Here is a 20,204-nt window from a genome sequence, read left to right on the forward strand (position 1 = left end):
AACATCCCCATTTGCAAGCGCAAATACTCACAAAGCTATAATGAATCCATAATGATTCGATTACGACCATCATTCTTTGCTTGATACAGCGCCATGTCGGCTTTGTAGAACAATGTCTCTACGCTAATTTTCTCATCTTCCCAATTCCAATCCGATACGCCGCACGAGATCGTCACGGTTGGATTCGTTTCTTTCATCACATTTTGCCGGATACGCTCTGCAATTTTGAGTGTCTGTTCCTTATAAATATGCGGTAAATAGATCGCAAGCTCTTCGCCGCCCCAACGTGCTGCAACATCGCTTTCGCGTACCGAATTTTGAATAATCGCAGACACTTGCTTGAGAATTTGATCTCCAACTTGATGACCATACGTATCATTGATTTTTTTGAAATTATCGATATCAATCAACACAAAGGATCCACAGAAATCTTCTTTCTGGAAGTTGCTGATCTGCTCGTCCAAGTAATGGCGTACATAAAGACCGGTTAAATTATCAGTAATGACCATTCGCTTCACTTCTGCATGCAAGGAAGCATTCGTCATGGCGAGTCCAATATGCCCGGACAGCACTTGTAAGAGCTTATAATTATCATATGAGAAATAACTTGGTTTATGATGGACAACCATAATTACACCCATTACTTCTTCATTCACAATAATAGGAGAAGCAATAAGGGAACGTCCACCCGTAAACTCCATGAGCTTCGAACTAACTAATGGACTTGCCCAATAATCGGAAATAATGACAGGCTCTTTGGTACTGAACACAACACCTGAGAATCCACTATTAATTGTAAAATATTCACTGAACATCGCCGGCATATTCGTCGCTTGCACCGCAAGGCGATCACTTTCTTTTTCCCGCTGCAAAATACAGAAGTATTCCGCACCGAAAATTTGAATGAGCTCCGCGGACACAAAGTCAATAATCTCATTCAAGCTCAGGCTCTGATTGAGCCTTCTTGTTATTTCATTAATCAGACGAAGTTCGCTAATAAGAAGGTAAGACTGCTCGTACAGCTTCGCATTCTCAAATGCAGAACCCCCGCTATCGGCTAGCATCGAAATAAATTGAATATCGCTAGGATCAAGCGTATCCGTCTCACACTGCATGTGTAGTACACCATAAACACCTTGCTTACCTGAGAGTGGAACTGCCAGCTCGATAGTACCCATATCCACCCCAAGATACTGCTCCATCACAAGCTGATCATCCATAAAGGCACGCACATACATCGCATTGTCCATTTTTTGCAGATCAAGCTGTTTAATAGGCAGACTTGCAGACTGAATATCTTGCAATAAATACAAATCCAAGCTCATGATCGGATATACACTCTTTAAGCTCTGTACCACTTCTGTTAGCACCGCTTCTGTACTAATTAAAGAATGCAGTCGACGTGAAGCTAAGAACAACACTTCCCGTTTATTAATTTCACGAGAAAGTTTCCGGTTCTTCTCCGTCTCAGCCAGAAGCACCAGGTTGTTGATGAATTCCAATCCGTATGTATATAGATAGAAGAGATAATCCATACTCTCTTGCAGCGGCTCACCAATAAACCCGAAGATCCCATACAACTCTTCATGTGGGGCCAAAAATATAGGAATTGCACAAGAGACACCTTCTACGATTTGCGCAGATTGCTCTGTAATACAAATGGAGATCGCATCATGACCCTCACTAATATCTGTCCAATTCATCTGTTCTTCAATCCAACTATGATCGGCTTCTCCAATCGAATGCTTAAATACAATCCGATAATCCGCATCCAACATGACAAAAGTACCATTTAACGTTTCTGGTAAATAGGTAAATTGTCCCGACCATTTCACATATGAAGATTTAAGTGCCTTCTTAAATTCTAAGCTGACTTCCAAAGCTGCAGATGGCAAAATAAGCCTATAGTTAATAGGCTTATGACGATTTGATTCCAGCTTAATCAATTGTTTTCCCAGCTCCGCTTGTTCATTCATACGATGACTCCTTTTCATACTCTTTATGTATGTAGAAGTTCTTCTATGTTATATTACTACTAATCTAGGAGGAATGCACTACTTTTTAGTTAACTTCAAACGATATCGATAGACCCATTATTTCGAACAACAACTTGACATAGCCTACTTTTTTAATTAAAATATGATATCGTGAACAATATTACGACCGGTGATTGTTTGTTGTGTTCCACCCTCTCTAATTATGTTGCTGTCAGGACTGCGGCTGAGGTGCTTGCCAGAGGCGTTCTTCTTACAAGAAGGACTTGCCGTAAACATAATTAGCGCACTACATCACCAATTTATTTGGAACATTTAACTAATCAAACAAACTTGAATCGAAAAAGGAGCAACCTTAATATGTCACGTTATACAGGTCCTAAATTTAAATTAAGCCGTCGTCTCGGCATTTCTCTTAGCGGTAATGGTAAAGATTTGAAGCGTCCGTTCCCTCCAGGTCAACACGGTCCAGGACAACGCAAGAAAGTTTCCAACTACGGTATGCAATTACTTGAGAAGCAAAAATTGCGTCACATGTACGGTTTGAACGAAAAACAATTCCGTAACTTGTACAACAGAGCTTCCAAGCAACAAGGTATCTCCGGTGAGAACTTCATGGTTCTTCTTGAAAGCCGTCTTGACAACTTGGTTTACCGTCTTGGTTTCTCCAACTCCCGTGCTGGTGCTCGTCAATTAGTATCCCATGGTCACGTTGTAGTTAACGGTAAAAAAGTTGACATCGCTTCTTACACAGTTTCCCTAGGTGATGTAATCTCCTTGCGTGAAAGAAGTAAAGGTCTATCCGTAGTTAAAGAAGCTATTGCTAACCGCAACTTCTTGGCTGGATACTTGGAATTCAACGAAGCTGCACTAGAAGGTAAGTTCATTCGTCTTCCTGAGCGCGCTGAGCTTCCTCAAGAAATTGACGAGAAACAAATCGTCGAGTTCTACTCCCGTTAATCCCTATAGCAGTTCCTTGTTGGACTGCTTGCTAAGAAGCATGAGATCTTCGGATCTCATGCTTCTTTTTTTCCTTTTTCAAGGGCACAAAAAAAGGACACCTCGCGGCGCCCTCTCAAAAATAAAATAAACTTCCCCATTGAATAAAGAAGTTGTTGATGTTATACTGAACACAGTCTGTTTTCAATCGAAAACAAGTGTAAAGTAACTCCATTTTGATTTCCTAATCTAAATATACCACATCCAAAATAGGAAGTCAACCAGGCATATGCCATTATGAAGGGGGAAATATAGAATGATCAATCACAACTGGAACGAAGAAGTCGCCCACTCACAGCTCGTAACGAAGCAAATTCAGAGGCGCATAGAAACACTATCCGATATCGTCGGGCAGGTTCGAACAGATGTTATTGAAATTCGTAAAGACTTTTGGGACGACGTTACCATCGACTTAAGCAGCTTCGATGATAAGCTAGAGACTGCGCTCAGCTTGAAACAGCAGGCCGAGATGCTATCACAGCGTGAACTCAATCACCGCCAGGCATCACTTTCTCTTAGCAGAATGTCTCGACTTTTACAGTCCCCTTATTTCGGAAGAATTGACTTTAAAGAAGATGGCGAGCAAACATCGACACCCGTTTATTTAGGGATTGCCTCTTTGCTTCATGAAGATGAACATTCCTTCTTGGTTTATGATTGGCGTGCTCCCATCTCCAGCTTATATTATACTTCTGGGCCCGGTCACACGACTTACGAAACACCAATGGGTAAGATCGAAGGCGATATTACAGTGAAGCGTCAATATGGCTTCCGTGATGGCGAACTTGATTTTATGTTCGATACGAATGACACGATTGGCGATGAAGTGCTACAGCAAGTACTAAGCCGCACTTCCGATACACAGATGAAGAGCATTGTGGCAACGATCCAGAAGGAGCAGAATGCTGTCATCCGCAACGATCATAGCCGATTGCTAATCGTACTTGGTTCTGCCGGTAGTGGTAAGACATCTGCCGCGCTTCAACGTGTCGCCTATTTACTATATAAACACCGTGACCACTTATCCGCGGATCAAGTCGTTCTGTTCTCCCCTAACTCGATGTTTAACAGCTACATTTCGAGTGTTCTTCCTGAACTCGGTGAGGAGAATATGCAACAGACGACGTTCCAACAATACTTGAATCATCGTCTAGCCGATGAGTTTGATGTCGAAGATCCTTTTTCACAATTAGAATATGTCTTATCTGTTGCACCTACTCCCGATTATGCAGCTCGCTTGCAAGGTATTCAGTATAAGTCTTCGACTGCATTCTTGCATGTCATTACGAATTATCGGAATGATCTTCTTAAGCAAGGCATGTTGTTTAAACCTGTTATGTTTAGAGGGCATGAGATCGTATCGAATAAGGAGATGATCACTCAGTTCTACTCCTATGATTCGTCGATTCGTTTACCTAATCGGATTGATCTGATGCGCACATGGCTGAAGAAAAAAATCCGTAAGTTTGCGACGACTCAAATTGAGGCACCGTGGGTTGAGGATGAAATGGATCTGCTAGATATCGAAGATTTTCACGCTTCATTCAACCACCTGCATCATGAAAAAAATCGCAAAGAAGAAACATTTAACGATTATGATGTTGAAAAAGAATTCCTAGCTCGCAAAATTGTGAAAAAGCACTTCAAACCCATTAACGAGTGGGTTCAGCAGCTAGGTTTCGTTCATACATCGGCAATCTATCGTCAATTGTTCCGTAATCCTGCGTTAATAGCACGTTTAGCGGATGCAGATTTAGGTGAAGCTGAGCTTCCTGAACTTTGGTCCAAAATTTGTGAATCCACAATTCGTCGTCTTGATGAACAAGAACTTGCTTATGAGGATGCGACACCGTTCTTATATTTGAAAGAACTGCTGCAGAGCTTCCAAGTCAATACGATTGTACGGCATGTTCTGATTGATGAAGCGCAGGACTACTCGCCATTCCAATTTGAATTTATCAAGAGACTGTTCCCGCGCGCGAAAATGACAGTGCTGGGTGACCTGAATCAAGCCATCTATGTCCATGACGCTGCACTTACGCAAGAACATCCGATGTCTGCCTTATTCGGCCCTGAACAAACGCAGTGGATTCGGCTTCAGCGCAGTTATCGTTCAACAAGAGAAATCGTGGAGTTTACACGCGGTATGGTTCCTGGCGGCGATGCGATCATTCCATTTAATCGAGACGGTGATAAGCCGCTTGTAACGGTTCTACCTGACAGCCAAGCCCTACATCAAGCAATTGTGGATCAAGTGAAGTCGCTGTTAGATAACAACTACGCAAGCGTCGCGATTATTTGTAAAACGGCACAGGAAAGTGAAGCTGTGTATGAGAAACTAAGCCACACCTTACCTGTACGCTTAATCACTAAAAATTCCCCTACTTTTGAAAAAGGGATACTCGTGCTCCCTGCTTACTTAGCAAAAGGTGTGGAATTTGATGCCGTATTGATCTATGACGGGTCAAATGAGCAGTACAGCAAGGAACATGAACGCAAGCTGTTCTACACGGCGTGTACGAGAGCGATGCACTACTTGCACATTTACGCTTTGCGCACACCTAGTCATTTTATAACTGAACAATCACCTGAGACCTACCAAACAGCGCACATCCGCGTGTAATCAACACCTAAGCACTCCCTCTCGTTACCCAATTATGGTATAATTAATTGGACTGCCCGAAGGAGGAAGTGGGGGATTTATGGGAAAGATTACAAACTTCTTTAATAAACCTGGTGTACGTAAAACAGGTAAATGGACTTTTATTAGTTTAAAGTGGCTCATTGTCGCCATTATTGCAGTCGGAATCTTAGGGGGATCCGCCGCTTTTGGCCTTGTCAGTGCTCTTGTTAAAGACGATCCGATTCGTAGCAAAGAGTTCATGCTCAAAGAGATGGAACAAAATGTGATGACTGGATTTGTCCATTTTAACAACGGTGACACAATTGGCCAAATGCGATCCGAAGAAGATCGGCGCATGATTAAATTAAATGAAATTCCACAAGTTGTCGTGGATGCCGTGCTTTCGATCGAAGATAAAGATTTCTACAATCACTTCGGAATTGATATGAATGGATTACTTCGCGCTGTGAAACAAAAAGTGTTAAATGAAGATGTTCAGACCGGCGGCAGTACGATCACCCAGCAGCTTGCTAGGCGGGTGTTCCTAACGCTAGACAAAGAAAATGACCGTAAAGCGAAGGAACTCCTGCTAGCACTGCGTATGGATCGACTGTTATCCAAGGATGAAATCTTACTTGCCTATTTGAACAAGATTCCTTATGGAAACGGTTCATCTGGTTACAACTTATATGGCATTAAAGCGGCAGCCAAAGGGATTTTCAACGAAAATGATCTGAATAAGCTCAGTATCGCACAAGTTGCGTATTTAGCTGGATTACCGCAATTACCGAGTAACTTCTCTGCCTTTACAGGGGAAGGAAAGTTTGATGGAGCTGCCTTTAAGCGTGCAACTGACCGTCAACGTCTCGTGCTAAAGCGTATGCTGGAGGAGAACAAAATTTCGCAGGATCAGTACCAGACTGCACTCAATTTTGACCTGAAAGCATCACTCGCTGAATCCACAGAGAAAGCTTACAATACATATCCATACTTAATGCTGGAAGCGGAGAAACAAGCGACAGAGATTCTATTAAAACAGAAATATCCAGAGCTTGATCCGACGAAGAATGCAAAAGAATACAACGCAGCGAAGGAAAAGACACAAAAAGAACTCCTGCATGGTGGTTACCATATTTACACGACGATTGATAAGACAATCTATGACGCGATGCACGAAATTTCCGAGAATGATAAGAACTTTAGTCCTGATGATAAAGTAAAAGGCAAAGAACAAGTCGGTGCAGTTATGGTTGACTCCAAGACTGGCGCTATTCTCGGTATGATTGAAGGACGTGGTTTCTCCACTAAGGAGCAGTATAACCATGCCACACAAGCATTCCGTCAGCCTGGTTCTACGATGAAACCACTGGCAGCTTACATCCCTGCGATGGAAAAAGGACTTATCCAGCCTGGTTCTATTATTGATGATGTGCCTCTTATCTTGAAAGACGGTCAGAAAGGGTTCCATATCCCGGACAACCATGACCATAAATTCCATGGACTCATTACAGCCCGTACAGCGCTTGACCAATCGTACAACATTCCAGCACTCAAGGTGTTTCTCGATATGGTTACCATTGATGAGGCTTGGAGTTTTGTGAAGAAGTTGGGGGTAACGTCAATTACGAAAGAAGACTACGCAGCTCAAACTGGTGTAATCGGCGGTCTATCCAAAGGGGTTTCCGTTAAAGAATTCACTGGGGCTTTCGCTTCGATCTCCAACCGTGGCGTATACAATGAAAGCCATATGATCAGCAAGATTACAGACACAGACGGTAAAATCATCTATCAATATGAGCAGAAGCCAACAACAGTCTTCTCCGAAGAAACCGCTTATCTCATCACAGATATGATGCGTACCGTTGTTACTCAAGGTACTGGCGGAACCGTTTCGAAGAACTATAAATACGCGAAGAAGACACCGATTGTTGGTAAGACGGGTTCGACGCAAGATGACGGCGACGTTTGGTTCATGGGCTACTCCCCTGACATTACACTTGGGGTATGGGTCGGTTACGACAAGCCGATCTATAAGCTCGAGAAAAAGACAGGCGGCACACAGCGTGCGAATACGATCTGGGCAATGGTTATGAACTCGATTGTGGAGAAAAAGCCTGAGCTGTTCCCAACTAAAGAATTCAAAAAGCCGAATAACATCGTATCGGCAACCGTTTCTTCCGTTTCAGGTAAACTGCCAAGTGAACTTACAACAGCAGCAAACCTTAGCGTTACCGACATTTTCAATCGCAAATATTTACCGACTGAAGTCGATAATGTAATGACGAAGATGAAAATCTCAACATACAACAGTATCAACTATGTGGCCAATGAAGCAACACCTGCAGATTTTGTTCAAGAGAAAACCGTTGTCAAACGCGAAAAGCCAATGAGTCAAATCTTGAAGGAATTAGAAGAAGTATTACCTAAGATTCGAGATACGAACAAACGATCAATCGATTATTACAAAACGACAGATTACGATACAGATGCACCATCGGATCCAGATCCACGGGTAGATGATGGCAAGAACCCTGCTCCGCCTACTTCTGTTGTTGCGACGAAATCAGGAGAAACAGCTACAATCAGCTTCCAGCCAAGTGCATCACCTGACCTAGTCGGATATCGCATTTACCGTTCGGAGAATGGCGGTCCATTCCAAATATTAAACGGTAAAGTGATCCTAGCAGGAGCAGAAGCGAAATATACCGAGACCGTCCATCCGGATAAGGTCTACAAATATTACTTAGTAGCCGTTGATGTTGTAGGGAAAACATCTGTACCTAGCAATGCTTCAGCTAGTGACGGTTCATTCATCGATCCCATTTACGATCCTCAGTTACCTCCTAACATTGGCGGAGGGCCGACAGATCCTTCACAACCAGGTGGGAATACAACGAATCCTAGTAGCTCTACCCCACCATCCGCACCACATGGGGTGAATATCAAGCGTGAGGGTATTGCGCTTAAAGTGAGCTGGAACGCGAATGACACGCAAGATAAAGTGAAAAGCTACAGCATTTACTACAGTGATAAAGAGAATGGCATTTACAAGAAGATCGGCTCCTCCCCTGGAACGACTAACGAATTTAATTACTTTGATGTCAGCTACAAAGGCTATTACAAAGTAACGGCAGTTAATGAAGCAGGAGAGTCCAAACCGTCTGCACCCTTTATTTTTAAAGATTAATAAGATATAGAATTGAAAAAAACTCGAGCCATGCAAGGTGAACAGTCACCGAGAATGGTTCGAGTTTTTTTATTTTATAAGAAATACGATGAAGTTTGAATTAGTCCTCGATAGTAGACAAGTCGCCTGTCGGTAAGCCAAGCTCCCATGCTTTAAGCACACGGCGCATGATTTTACCGGAGCGTGTCTTCGGAAGTTTGTCTTTGAATTCAATCTCACGTGGTGAAGCATGAGCGGATAAGCCTTCTTTTACAAATTTAGCAATATCAGCTTTGAGCTCATCTGATGCGCTGTACCCTTCACGAAGTGCAATGAACGCCTTAATAATTTCACCGCGCATCGGATCTGGCTTACCGATTACACCCGCTTCAGCAACTGCTGGGTGCTCAACTAGCTTACTCTCAACTTCAAACGGACCTACGCGCTCACCCGATGTATTGATGACATCATCAATGCGGCCTTGGAACCAGAAATATCCATCCTCATCATAGTAAGCAGAATCACCTGATATGTACCAACCCGGAATACGGAAGTACTCTTCATACTTCGATGGATTGTTATAGATCTTACGCATCATCGATGGCCAAGGTGTCTTAATGGCTAAATTACCCATCCGATAAGGAGGAACGACATTCCCGTTATCATCTATAATTGCAGCTTCAACCCCTGGAATTGGACGACCCATGGAGCCTGGTTTAATTGGCATACCTGGGTAGTTACAGATCAATTGTCCACCTGTTTCCGTCATCCACCATGTATCATGAATGCGATGGTTGTATACTTTCATTCCCCAGCGTACAACTTCTGGGTTGAGTGGCTCCCCTACACTTAACACGTGACGCAAGGAAGATATGTCGAACTGCTTCACAACATCATCGCCTGCACCCATTAGCATTCGGAATGCGGTTGGCGCACTGTACCAGACCGTTACGTCATACTTCTGAATCACGCCATACCAGTCTTGAGGAGAGAATCTGCCACCACGAACAACATTCGTTGCTCCATTAAGCCACGGTGCGAAGATTCCGTAAGAAGTACCCGTTACCCAACCTGGGTCAGCTGTACACCAGTATATATCGTCTTCTTTCAAATCAAGTACAATTTTACCTGTATAGTAATGCTGCACCATCGCATTGTGAACATGGAATACACCTTTCGGTTTACCTGTTGAACCTGATGTATAGTGCAAGATTAATCCGTCTTCACGATCAACCCATTCAATATCAAGTATATCTGATGCTTGTGCCATTTCTTGATGGAAGTCCACTTGGCCTTCACCTAGTTCAAGATCAGACCCAACTAGAATCACATGCTTCAAATTAGGCAACTCCGCTACAGGTACACGGTGCAACAAGGCCGGCGTTGTAACAATTGCAATTGCTTGTGAATCATCCAGACGATCACGTACCGCCGTCTCCATGAATGCTTCAAATAGCGGTCCTACAACTGCGCCTACCTTAATGGAACCTAGTAATGCAAAATAAAGTTCAGGGGTACGAGGCATGAAAATAAACACACGCTCGCCTTTATCTACGCCCAGTTTGCGAAGCACGTTACCAAATTTATTCGAGTTTTGCTTCATTTGTTCAAACGTAAAGCTCTCATCACGCTTATCATCGCTGTAGTACAATGCGACTTTGTCTTTTAATGCAGACTCTGCATGACGATCAATGGCTTCGTAAGCTAGATTAACTTTTCCAGTGTCATACCATGAGAAATCCTTCTCAACATCTTCCCAACTGAAACTTTCACGTGCTTCCTCGTAACTTTTCATATTTGGGCTGTCGGCTACTACATCAATAATTTCAACTTTTTGCAGTTCCATTCTCCTACCTCCTGAACTAGTTTAACCGCTTACACTTTTGACAAAAAAGCAATTGAACGCGTCTTTTTCTAATTAAACAGAATTGAATGAATTGTGACAAAATAATTATAGCATACGAAAAATATTTTTGACTATCCATTTTAAATATTATGAATTGTGTGTTATAAGTGGGAATATAGTCGTTTTTTAAAGGAGTCTACTATGGAGCATCGCAAAATCTATCATTCACTCTGTCTTACACCTACGCAGCAAGAGACTGAAATCATCCTAGAAGGACCCGTTACGCCAGAGCACCTCCGACTGCTTCAGATGCACAAAGATCTGGATGCATTCAGACGTCCGAAAGAACAACATGAAGCTCTTGTGGAAATTGCTGAATTACCTGAAGGCCGTATTATCATCGCACGTGAGCATGAGACAATCGTTGGTTATGTAACCTTTCACTATCCAGACCCGATTGAGCGCTGGTCGGAAGGTAATATGCAGGATTTAGTTGAGCTTGGCGCTATTGAAGTTGCAGACGATTACCGCGGACTTAGCTTAGGTAAGAAATTAATTCAGCTTGCCTTTATGGATGGTCAGCTTGAGGACATGATCGTTTTTACTACTGAATACTATTGGCATTGGGATCTAGAGAAAAGCGGTCTGAACGTCTGGGATTACCGAGCAATGATGGAGAAGCTGATGAAGTGTGTAGATATGGTCTGGTTCGCAACGGACGATCCCGAAATCTGCTCCCATCCTGCGAACTGTCTCATGGTTCGGATTGGTAAAGAAGTACCACATGAGTCTGTCGAGCAATTCGACCGCATCCGTTTCCATCAACGGTTTATGTATTAATTCGACCATAAGGAGATCGTAAGTTTCATGAACATACGTCGTGCAACATCATCTTTTATTTATAACGAGCATGAAGTTCGCTATAAATTCAATGATGACCATCCTTTTAATCAAAAGCGTTTAATAATGACGGTCGATTTACTGCGTGAGGCAGGTGCACTTGATCCTGCCTCTATCGTTCCCTTGCGCGTCGCGAGCGACGATGAACTACTTCGTGTACATCATGCGAGTTATGTAGAAGCGGTCAAAGAGCTGAGTGCTGCAGGCCCTGAAGAAGCATGGCTTAAGACAGCAGAACGCTATGGACTGGATACGGAAGATACGCCATTCTTTGAAGGGATGCATGAGGTGACGGCTCATATTGTCGGAGGGTCAATCGCTGCTGCAGATCTTGTTATGTCAGGCAAGGTTGATCATGCGCTGCATTTAGGCGGTGGCTTGCATCATGCCCTTCAGAATAAGGGAGCTGGATTCTGCGTATACAATGACGCTTCTGCTGCGATTGCTCACCTCAAATACCGTTACGGCGCGAGGGTGCTCTATATCGATACGGACGTGCATCATGGCGATGGTGTGCAGTGGAGTTTCTATGCGGACCCCGATGTATGTACATTCTCGATTCATGAGACTGGCAAGTATTTATTCCCGGGTACTGGGGAGGTCAATGAGCGAGGAGAAGGAGTTGCCTTCGGCAGCTCCATTAATGTTCCTGTTCAACCATATACCGAGGACGAATCATGGATGGAATGTTTCGAAGAAGTGCTAGAACGCACGATCAAGCAGTTTCGTCCAGATATTATCGTATCGCAACATGGCTGTGATGCGCATGCTTTCGATCCACTTGCACACGTGCATTGTTCGATGAACATTTACAAACAGATGCCGGAAATTATCCACCGATACGCTCATCAATATTGCAACGGTCGATGGGTCGCAGTTGGTGGTGGCGGCTACGATATATGGCGGGTCGTACCACGCGCTTGGAGCCTATTGTGGCTCGTTATGTCAGATCACCCACTACTTGACCGGATTACGAAAGACCCGCTTCTAAAGCTGCCTGAGGCTTGGCTAGCACGCTACTCTTCCGAGAGTCCACTGCCACTGCCTACAACTTGGCTTGATCCAATCAGCGAGTGGACACCGATGCCGCGCCGAGACATCATTACACAGCAGAACCGGCAGATGAAGGATCTTGCACTTTTATATTTATAAAATAAGATATTGGTTTTATAATGTGAACTGCGACTTTAGAGAAAACGCTTTGGACAAAAGCGACCTCCTAAGAGTCGCAGTTTTGCGTTTAGGTGAACTATTTTTCATAGCAAATCATAATTACTAATAATTACCTTCACCCTCACCTCTTGAACCTACAGTAACGTGAGGTTGTATGATGACATGGGGCTTAAGATCATAATAAGAGACGAGGGGTAAAGAAAATATGACTACAACAAAGAAATACTATTCGATTGGCGAATTCGCTAAGCAAACAGGAACTCCGATTCGAACACTTCACTATTATGATGAGATCGGACTACTTCAACCTGTGAAAAATCCTAGTTCGGGGCACCGTTTATATACAGATGAAGATGCTCTGACACTACAGCAAATTGTGACGTTTAAGTTCCTCGGTTACAGCTTAAATGAGATTAGTGGGATGCTTAGCAGCTCAAGCTTTGATGTAAGCTTACTCGAATCTCTTCAGATTCAGCAAAAAGCATTAGAAGATAAAGAAGAGCATATCCGAAACACTCTGAAATCCATCAACCGAACCATACTCCTTCTAGAGGAAGAAAAGGAAATTGACAGCGCGATTCTCATGAGTTTAATTAAAACCATGCAAATGGAACGCGAAGAACGTCAGTGGTTTGAGGAACATACTTCTGAGCGATTAGCTGAGGTTCTATTTGATCAATATTCTGAGGAACAATTAGCTCAATCCGACAAGGATTATGTACGTCATATTGCCAAAGTAAAAGAAGTAGCAGGAATGCCTGTAGAAAGTGCAATCGTCCAACAATTTATAGCGAAATGGCTTCAAGCGGTTAACGACCACCTGGTTTCCACTATGAAACTTATGGACGAAGAACTGCAACAGCAAATTGAAAATCTAGAACCAGAAGAATATCAACTTCCTCCATCCCCATTTACACCAGAGGAAGAAGAATGGCTGGATGCAGCGATGGAATATTACTTTGAACACACCACGGAGTCTGAGGAATAACAAAAGGAGCATCCAATTGGATGCTCCCTTTATTATGTCGGGACATTTCATTTTACATTCCGAATTACTTCTTCATTGTAACCATTTGAGCTTTCTCTACTTCCGATGAGAGATCTTGCATTTCATTCTTCGGATTTTTGCTATACTTTAGTGCTGCCATCGATTTATCTGTACCTTGCAGCTTCGCGAAAGCCGTTTCGTCTACGATTAGGAACATATCCGCATATGAACGGCCATCTCCAATGATGATGTTGTCTTCGTATTTAGCAGTAATACCATTTATTGGCAAATTCGATACCTTCTCTTTGGCAAATAAAATTGCACCGTCAGCAGGTATGCTTGGCAATGAAGTAATGATTTGTGTATCGGAATCTTTAACTACTTTCTTCAACAATTCTTTCTTGATCAATTCCTCAGCTGTCTTGGAGCTAAGAGCTAACACTTTTTTGTCTTGTGCTTCAATTAATTTAACTGGAAACGTATTTTTTTCGGAAATTTTGCTTTTATGCTTTTCAATCGCCTTGTCGATTTGCTGCGTCTCGCCATAGATGATAACTCCATTCGCTTTTTCTCCGAAAATACCATCAATTAACCCGCAACCTGTAAGTAAACTCATCGATAACATCATAATTAAACCAATGGATAATAACTTTTTCATATTCTGTTCATTCTCCTCTGTCTTTGGTGTCTACTCCTATACTTTACTCGATTCACCTACCCTCAAGTAATACAGTTTACTTACACCAAACTTACAGAATTGTCATAAGCGGCATGCTGTATAATTCCGATCCGATTAATTTAGAATAAACTCAATCTTTTTAGGAAATTGTATTTACAGCTTGCTTGGACTTATCAAAAAAGATAAAGGGGTATATATGTACAAATTAAAAAAACATGACCTAATCGCACTTGCTTCCATCCCTTTGATTATGACCTTAGCCAACTCTATGCTCATACCTGTCCTTCCTCTCATGCAAAAGAAATTAGGGATCTCTTCACTCCAATCAAGCCTTATTATCACGATATACGCGGCAGTATCTATTGTCTGCATCCCTATTGCTGGATATTTGTCAGATCGTTTTGGGAGAAAACGTATTATTCTCATCGGACTCTCCTTAGCTACAATTGGCGGGTTAATATCTGCGTTCTCTGCATGGCAGCTTGAGCATTATTCGGCTTTCTACGGTATTCTTGCGGGTCGATTTGTTCAAGGGATCGGTGCTGCTGGAGCGTTTCCAATCGTAATCCCCCTAGTCGGCGATATGTTTGACAGTAAAGAAGAAGTGAGCGGCGCACTTGGCGTTATCGAGACATCCAATACTTTTGGAAAAGTAATCAGCCCTATCTTAGGCTCTGCCCTTACCCTTCTAATCTGGTTTCTGCCTTTAGCCGTTATTCCCTTCATTAGTCTCATCTCGATCCTCGCGATCGGTATATTCGTTAAAGTTCCTAAGAAAAGCAGTCAGCAGCAGGTTACACTCAAATCTTTCCTACATAGTCTTCGTGGGATTTTAAAGGAAAAAGGTCGATGGTTATATGGCATATTCGCAATTGGCGGATGCGTCATGTTCATCATGTTTGGTTTCCTCTATTACTTGTCCTCCACATTAGAAGACCATTACAATATCGATGGTATTAAAAAAGGTCTCCTGCTAGCTATTCCTTTAAGTGCAATCTGTCTCTCTTCCTATATTGCCGGAAAAGTAATCGGAACCAACATGAGCAGGATGAAATGGATCAATGTTGTCGGTTCACTAATTTTAACTTCCAGCATGATAATATGCTTGCTAATCTATACAAAAAGCATGTGGATTCTATTAATTCTATTAACGATTAGCGGAGTTGGAATTGGACTCGTTCTTCCTTGTCTGGATGCTCTTATTACAGAAGGGATTCAAAAGGAACAACGCGGAACGATCACTTCCCTATACAGCAGTATGCGCTTTATCGGTGTGGCTGCCGGACCACTAATCACTGCACTATTATTGGATAAAGAGCGATTGATGTTTTCTATATTCGCAGGAACTGGCCTCATTTGCAGTTTAATAGCTCTGTTTGCTATCAAGCCCGGCAAATCAAAAGGAAAATAAAGCCCCGAGATTTCTCATCGGGGCTTTTTTTCTAGATGTTTATCTGGTTTTTCCATATGATAAAGTCCCGTTACGAGCCCATCTGCATACCCTCTCACTCGCATCCCGATCTCTGCTCGCATATAGTCTCTCGTGATTGTAAAACGATCCTCATGCCCCCGATACTTATAGCGATAATGTAGCATGCATTCGTCCTTCTCCTCTTCCATGACGACGATTTTCTTCTCGACCAGACTTCTCTTCACCTGAATCAGATCAATCTGAATGTATTTAGCAAGCAGCTCAGCTGTCTTGACATACAACTCTCTTAACGGCTCAGAAGAATGCTTGGCAACCTCCACTCGCTTAAGTACGAAGGCATGCATGACCGGTAGCAATACGGAATCCTTCATTAGCTCTAGTTCCTCTGCTGTCGGGTACACTCGCTCTTCCTTGTCATCACCAAGCTTGAACTTTCGTCTCTCAATTAGAATCTCCTTATGCTGAGGTAGCATCATCCGGCTAGACTCCCACAGACCGTTCTTCTCCAGCTTTTTACTCATTTATAATGCCCTCCAATCTTAACTGCTCTCTCTGCCGCTTGACCCGCAGCTGTTAAGGATGATGCACGTACAATGGCCGCACTGCCATAACGATCTTTAATCCAATCTGTCACCTGATCTAGTGATCTTACCTTAACTTGATCTTCAAAAAGAGTCAGCTGATACTCGCCGTCACGAACGAGTCCGCTTAATGTCACACCTGCACGGCGAACCGGCATTTGATCCCAAAATTTATAGAACAACATCTTCACCATCGCAAATACCGTGTTCGTATGATTCGTCGGGTCAGGCATCTTGATTTGGCGTGAAAAGCCTGTAGGTGCTTCATAAGGACTACACATGCAGCTAACCGTCACAACCGAGCCCATATAGCCTCTGCGCCTGCAATCCCGGCACACTTCCTCTGTCAACTCCAACAAGATCGTATCGACCTCAGACGACTCTTCATAGTCACGAGGCAATGTCATCATATGACCGACTGACTTAGGCTGCGTATCGAAGGTCTGTGGGCTAACAGGGCTATCATCGAGGCCATTAGCCGTACGCCACAACACTTCCGCATGAATATTCGACTGCTTGCCGAAGCGAGCCCGAAACTTATCCTGCAATAGCGGCAGCGGTGTCCGAGCTATGTCACCAATCGTTGTCATGCCAAGGCGGGTCAGATGCGCCGTCATGCGTGATCCAACACCGAACATCTTGTGTACCGGCTGCGGCCACAGTAACTCCTCTACATCTGATGTCGGCAATGTAAAAATACCGCTGTCGTTCTTCTTCGCCCAAATGTCCGTCGCGATCTTCGCGAGTATCTTGTTCGAGCTGATCCCGATTCTCACGCGTACACCTGTCTGCTGCATCACCTTATCCTGAATCATTTGAGCAATCGCATGCGAATCTCCGAAAAAGGGCAAACTATCCGTTACATCAAGAAACTGCTCATCAACACTGAATACTTCAACCAAGTCCGTAATTTCCTCATAAATATGTGTAATAAGCAAGGATATATCGAGATAATGCTGCATACGCGGACGCATAATGACTAGATCAGGACACTTCTTGAGCGCCTCACCTAATCGTTCGGCTGTCACCACGCCATATTCTTTCGCCATTGGACAAGCGGCTAGAATAATCCCTGAACGGCGCAGCGGGTCCCCCGCCACAGCAACAGGCCGATCCTTGCATCCCGGGTTCTCCGCCTTCTCGACGCTCGCATAGAAACTTTGGCAATCTGCTAGGAAAATCGTCCGTTTGCCTGCTGCTGACTGTTTACCTGCCTGCTCCATCATAACCGCCTCCGCATATTCATTAGCGTCGTCATCAGCTCTGCCTTAACCAAACTGCGCAACATGGTGAATTGGTGAATATAACCGCGCACCTTATATTCCACCTGAATGCCCTTGGCGTTCATTTCGGTATTTAACACTTTAATATCCCGCTTTCTCATCTCTGCTTTTAAGCTCTGAAGCTGCGGGTAAATCGAATCCTCCACCTCCATTAAGTAGAAAATAACATGATTAAACACCAGCTTATCCTTGTAAATTTTCAGTTCATCAATATCTCGAACTAACATATTGAGCAAAATGGGCAGTAGCGTGTACTCCTTGATGATCTGAATATCTTCTTCTGCTTCAACTCTCGGGTTGATACTCATTTATCCCACCACCAAAATACGAACGTATATTCCTATAATATATTATATACAGAACAAACGTTCGTTATGCAAGGGCATTTTATGGAATTTCACCATAAAAAGGAAATAAAAAAAGAAGTACCCGAAGGCACTTCCTCAAACTTCATCTATTCTTCCGTTAGTTCCGTAACATCTTTCATTCCGTAAGACACTTTCGCACCCGGTCTCTCTAACGAAATACGTGTAATTTTACCATTGCGAAGCTCACGTAAGATAATAACAGACGCCTTGTCCAGATCGACACGCCCACCACTTACAATCGCTCCACGCTTGCGTCCAATCGCTTCCATAACCGCTAAGATCGCCTGATTATCTTCGATATCCTCAGGAAGCTCATCTAAGCTATAACGCTCCTTGAGCTCTTCTGGATAGTTCACAATTAAGTACTGGATCGCATAGTACGCAATTTCATCGATATGCAGAATCTCTTCACGAATCGCGCCAGTTGCAGCAAGAGCAAGACCCACTTGTTGGTCTTCGAACTTCGGCCACAAAATCCCCGGTGTATCAAGCAGTTCCATCTCTGTACCGCATTTAATCCACTGTTGGGCTTTCGTCACACCTGGCTTATCTCCAGTTGCTGCAATCTTTCTCCCTGCCATGTGGTTAATCAAAGTTGATTTACCTACGTTCGGAATACCTACGATCAGTGCACGAATCGCACGAGGACGAATCCCTTTGCGAATTTGCGCTTCAATCTTATGCGCGAACAGCTTCTTCGCACGCGGAATAATTTCTTTCACGCCATGGCCTGTCGTCGAATCGATCGGAAGCGCATCCAGATTTTCTGTTTCTGCAAAATATTGAATCCATTCAGCAGTCGCTTTTGGATCAGCCAAATCATTCTTATTCAAAACGACTAAGCGCGGTTTATCTTTCAAAATCTCATCGATCATCGGATTACGGCTGGATTGCGGAATACGCGCATCAAGCAACTCAATCACAACGTCAATTAATTTTAATTTTTCTTGAATTTGTCTTCTAGCCCTCGTCATATGACCAGGAAACCACTGAATATTCATACCTTCACCTCTTACAGCCTGATCGCGATATGCTAGTCAACGAGGCTAAATTTATCAAGCGGCCAGAAAATAACGTCAGCACGCCCTACAACTTGCGATATATCAACAAAGCCAACATCTTCAAATCGGCTATCTTTGGATACAGGACGATGATCGCCTAATACAAATATCTTTCCATCCGGTACTTTCGACTCTGCGAAATTACGTGCTGTATTATAAGGATGCCCTTCACTTTGGGCTTTCTCTATTGCTGTCTTTAAGTATGGTTCATCGAGCTCTTTACCATTGACGAACACTTTGTCGCCATCAACTTTAACCGTATCTCCAGGAAGACCGATGACTCGCTTGATGTAGTCCTCTTCTGCATTCGCTTTGAATACAACAACATCACCTTGCTTTGGCTTACCCCAAGTATACGTAATTTTGTTGACAATCAATCGCTCCGCATCAAAGAAATTAGGTTCCATCGAAGGGCCTGAGACTTTAAATGGCTCAAATAGGAAGCCGCGCAGTACGACAACGATGACAACGGCAATCAACAATGCTTTCGCCCATTCCCATGTTTCTTTCTTCCACTTACTCGTAGTTGGATTAGGCGCAGCGCCTTCCCCACTTGCATTTGATTCTTCTACATGTGTTGGTTCATTCTTCTCGTTGCGTTCCACAATCGTCCACCCTCCTCAAAAGCTCGACATCATGAACATGCCATATTTATGATATTAGAAACTAAAAAGGAGCTTGCATAACAAGCCCCTTCATTATTAGCGAATTTCTTGAATTCTTGCAGCTTTACCACGAAGACCACGAAGATAATAAAGTTTCGCGCGACGTACTTTACCACGACGAGCCACTTCAATCTTCTCAATTTTCGGGCTGTTCAATGGGAATGTTCTTTCAACACCTACGCCGTAAGAAATCTTACGAACTGTGAATGTTTCAGAAATCCCGCCGCCGCGGCGCTTGATTACAACACCTTCGAACAGCTGAACACGCTCACGAGATCCCTCGATAACTTTAACGTGTACCTTAAGAGTATCCCCTGGACGGAAGTTAGGAAGATCCGTACGCAATTGCTCTTTTGTAATTTCTTGAATAAGATTCATATATGACTCCTCCTTCCACACAGATGTTCATACCGCTCAATAGCGTAGAGGACCATCAGATTCACAAC

16 protein-coding genes are annotated in these 20,204 nt (G+C 43.3%); 7 read left to right on the forward strand and 9 right to left on the reverse strand.

Annotated elements, in window-relative coordinates; translation table 11 throughout:
- Positions 1–35: 35 nt before the first annotated feature.
- Positions 36–1,976, reverse strand: coding sequence for a sensor domain-containing diguanylate cyclase (locus NV379_RS03725; protein WP_258205915.1), 1,941 nt, complete (start codon positions 1,974–1,976; stop codon positions 36–38).
- Between the two features lie 378 nt (positions 1,977–2,354).
- Here NV379_RS03725 and rpsD point away from each other — a divergent pair, with 378 nt between their 5' ends.
- The 3 genes from rpsD (at position 2,355) to NV379_RS03740 (ending at position 8,803) form a co-directional block, all read left to right on the forward strand.
- Positions 2,355–2,954 carry a 30S ribosomal protein S4 gene (gene rpsD, locus NV379_RS03730; protein WP_258205916.1) on the forward strand — a complete coding sequence of 200 codons (600 nt, stop codon included), beginning with the start codon at positions 2,355–2,357 and terminating at the stop codon, positions 2,952–2,954.
- Positions 2,955–3,249: 295 nt separating this feature from the next.
- Entirely contained in the window at positions 3,250–5,616 is a 2,367-nt protein-coding gene (gene helD, locus NV379_RS03735; RefSeq protein WP_258205917.1) for an RNA polymerase recycling motor HelD, read from the forward strand.
- A 79-nt stretch (positions 5,617–5,695) separates the two neighbouring features.
- Positions 5,696–8,803, forward strand: a complete 3,108-nt coding sequence (locus tag NV379_RS03740; RefSeq protein WP_258205918.1) for a transglycosylase domain-containing protein — start codon at positions 5,696–5,698, stop codon at positions 8,801–8,803.
- Between the two features lie 100 nt (positions 8,804–8,903).
- On the opposite strand, the gene acsA is transcribed toward NV379_RS03740, so the two are convergent.
- Positions 8,904–10,628 (reverse strand): acetate--CoA ligase, encoded by a 1,725-nt coding sequence (gene acsA / locus NV379_RS03745; RefSeq protein ID WP_258205919.1) that lies wholly within the window; start codon positions 10,626–10,628, stop codon positions 8,904–8,906.
- Between the two features lie 201 nt (positions 10,629–10,829).
- Here acsA and NV379_RS03750 point away from each other — a divergent pair, with 201 nt between their 5' ends.
- From NV379_RS03750 to NV379_RS03760, 3 genes are all read left to right on the forward strand, one after another.
- Positions 10,830–11,468 carry a GNAT family N-acetyltransferase gene (locus tag NV379_RS03750; RefSeq protein ID WP_258205920.1) on the forward strand — a complete coding sequence of 213 codons (639 nt, stop codon included), beginning with the start codon at positions 10,830–10,832 and terminating at the stop codon, positions 11,466–11,468.
- A 27-nt stretch (positions 11,469–11,495) separates the two neighbouring features.
- Positions 11,496–12,680 (forward strand): acetoin utilization protein AcuC, encoded by a 1,185-nt coding sequence (locus tag NV379_RS03755; protein WP_258205921.1) that lies wholly within the window; start codon positions 11,496–11,498, stop codon positions 12,678–12,680.
- A gap of 226 nt (positions 12,681–12,906) precedes the next feature.
- A complete protein-coding gene (locus NV379_RS03760) occupies positions 12,907–13,689 on the forward strand; it encodes a MerR family transcriptional regulator (protein ID WP_258205922.1) in 783 nt (260 codons plus the stop codon).
- A 64-nt stretch (positions 13,690–13,753) separates the two neighbouring features.
- Here the strand turns inward: NV379_RS03760 and NV379_RS03765 are convergent, their stop codons facing one another.
- Positions 13,754–14,347: a lipoprotein BA_5634 family protein gene (locus NV379_RS03765; RefSeq protein WP_258205923.1), complete on the reverse strand. Its 594-nt coding sequence runs from the start codon at positions 14,345–14,347 to the stop codon at positions 13,754–13,756.
- 217 nt (positions 14,348–14,564) lie between these two features.
- Between NV379_RS03765 and NV379_RS03770 the strand changes: the two genes are divergently transcribed.
- Complete coding sequence (locus tag NV379_RS03770; protein ID WP_258205924.1) at positions 14,565–15,779, forward strand: MFS transporter; 1,215 nt, start codon at positions 14,565–14,567, stop codon at positions 15,777–15,779.
- 14 nt (positions 15,780–15,793) lie between these two features.
- Here NV379_RS03770 and NV379_RS03775 read toward each other — a convergent pair whose 3' ends face one another.
- From NV379_RS03775 to rplS, 6 genes are all read right to left on the reverse strand, one after another.
- Positions 15,794–16,321 (reverse strand): YhjD family protein, encoded by a 528-nt coding sequence (locus NV379_RS03775; protein WP_258205925.1) that lies wholly within the window; start codon positions 16,319–16,321, stop codon positions 15,794–15,796.
- Complete coding sequence (locus NV379_RS03780; RefSeq protein ID WP_258205926.1) at positions 16,318–17,604, reverse strand: DNA polymerase IV; 1,287 nt, start codon at positions 17,602–17,604, stop codon at positions 16,318–16,320. Before NV379_RS03780 ends, NV379_RS03775 begins: the two co-directional genes overlap by 4 nt.
- Positions 17,604–17,972 (reverse strand): YhjD family protein, encoded by a 369-nt coding sequence (locus tag NV379_RS03785; protein WP_258205927.1) that lies wholly within the window; start codon positions 17,970–17,972, stop codon positions 17,604–17,606. Before NV379_RS03785 ends, NV379_RS03780 begins: the two co-directional genes overlap by 1 nt.
- A gap of 146 nt (positions 17,973–18,118) precedes the next feature.
- Positions 18,119–19,033: a ribosome biogenesis GTPase YlqF gene (gene ylqF, locus NV379_RS03790; RefSeq protein ID WP_258205928.1), complete on the reverse strand. Its 915-nt coding sequence runs from the start codon at positions 19,031–19,033 to the stop codon at positions 18,119–18,121.
- A 32-nt stretch (positions 19,034–19,065) separates the two neighbouring features.
- Positions 19,066–19,698: a signal peptidase I gene (gene lepB / locus NV379_RS03795; RefSeq protein ID WP_258205929.1), complete on the reverse strand. Its 633-nt coding sequence runs from the start codon at positions 19,696–19,698 to the stop codon at positions 19,066–19,068.
- Between the two features lie 96 nt (positions 19,699–19,794).
- A complete protein-coding gene (gene rplS, locus NV379_RS03800) occupies positions 19,795–20,136 on the reverse strand; it encodes a 50S ribosomal protein L19 (protein WP_258205930.1) in 342 nt (113 codons plus the stop codon).
- Positions 20,137–20,204 lie beyond the last annotated feature (68 nt).

It is taken from the genome of Paenibacillus radicibacter (genome assembly GCF_024721995.1).
GTDB classification, from domain to species: domain Bacteria; phylum Bacillota; class Bacilli; order Paenibacillales; family NBRC-103111; genus Paenibacillus_AM; species Paenibacillus_AM radicibacter.

Bases quoted from the DNA above. Each gene is read 5' to 3' on its own strand.
- NV379_RS03775 (WP_258205925.1), bottom strand. From the start codon at position 16,321: ATGAGTAAAAAGCTGGAGAAGAACGGTCTGTGGGAGTCTAGCCGGATG.
- NV379_RS03780 (WP_258205926.1), bottom strand. From the start codon at position 17,604: ATGGAGCAGGCAGGTAAACAGTCAGCAGCAGGCAAACGGACGATTTTC.
- NV379_RS03740 (WP_258205918.1), top strand. From the start codon at position 5,696: ATGGGAAAGATTACAAACTTCTTTAATAAACCTGGTGTACGTAAAACA.
- NV379_RS03785 (WP_258205927.1), bottom strand. From the start codon at position 17,972: ATGAGTATCAACCCGAGAGTTGAAGCAGAAGAAGATATTCAGATCATC.
- rpsD (WP_258205916.1), top strand. From the start codon at position 2,355: ATGTCACGTTATACAGGTCCTAAATTTAAATTAAGCCGTCGTCTCGGC.
- ylqF (WP_258205928.1), bottom strand. From the start codon at position 19,033: ATGAATATTCAGTGGTTTCCTGGTCATATGACGAGGGCTAGAAGACAA.
- NV379_RS03760 (WP_258205922.1), top strand. From the start codon at position 12,907: ATGACTACAACAAAGAAATACTATTCGATTGGCGAATTCGCTAAGCAA.
- acsA (WP_258205919.1), bottom strand. From the start codon at position 10,628: ATGGAACTGCAAAAAGTTGAAATTATTGATGTAGTAGCCGACAGCCCA.
- NV379_RS03725 (WP_258205915.1), bottom strand. From the start codon at position 1,976: ATGAATGAACAAGCGGAGCTGGGAAAACAATTGATTAAGCTGGAATCA.
- NV379_RS03765 (WP_258205923.1), bottom strand. From the start codon at position 14,347: ATGAAAAAGTTATTATCCATTGGTTTAATTATGATGTTATCGATGAGT.
- NV379_RS03750 (WP_258205920.1), top strand. From the start codon at position 10,830: ATGGAGCATCGCAAAATCTATCATTCACTCTGTCTTACACCTACGCAG.
- helD (WP_258205917.1), top strand. From the start codon at position 3,250: ATGATCAATCACAACTGGAACGAAGAAGTCGCCCACTCACAGCTCGTA.
- NV379_RS03755 (WP_258205921.1), top strand. From the start codon at position 11,496: ATGAACATACGTCGTGCAACATCATCTTTTATTTATAACGAGCATGAA.
- rplS (WP_258205930.1), bottom strand. From the start codon at position 20,136: ATGAATCTTATTCAAGAAATTACAAAAGAGCAATTGCGTACGGATCTT.
- NV379_RS03770 (WP_258205924.1), top strand. From the start codon at position 14,565: ATGTACAAATTAAAAAAACATGACCTAATCGCACTTGCTTCCATCCCT.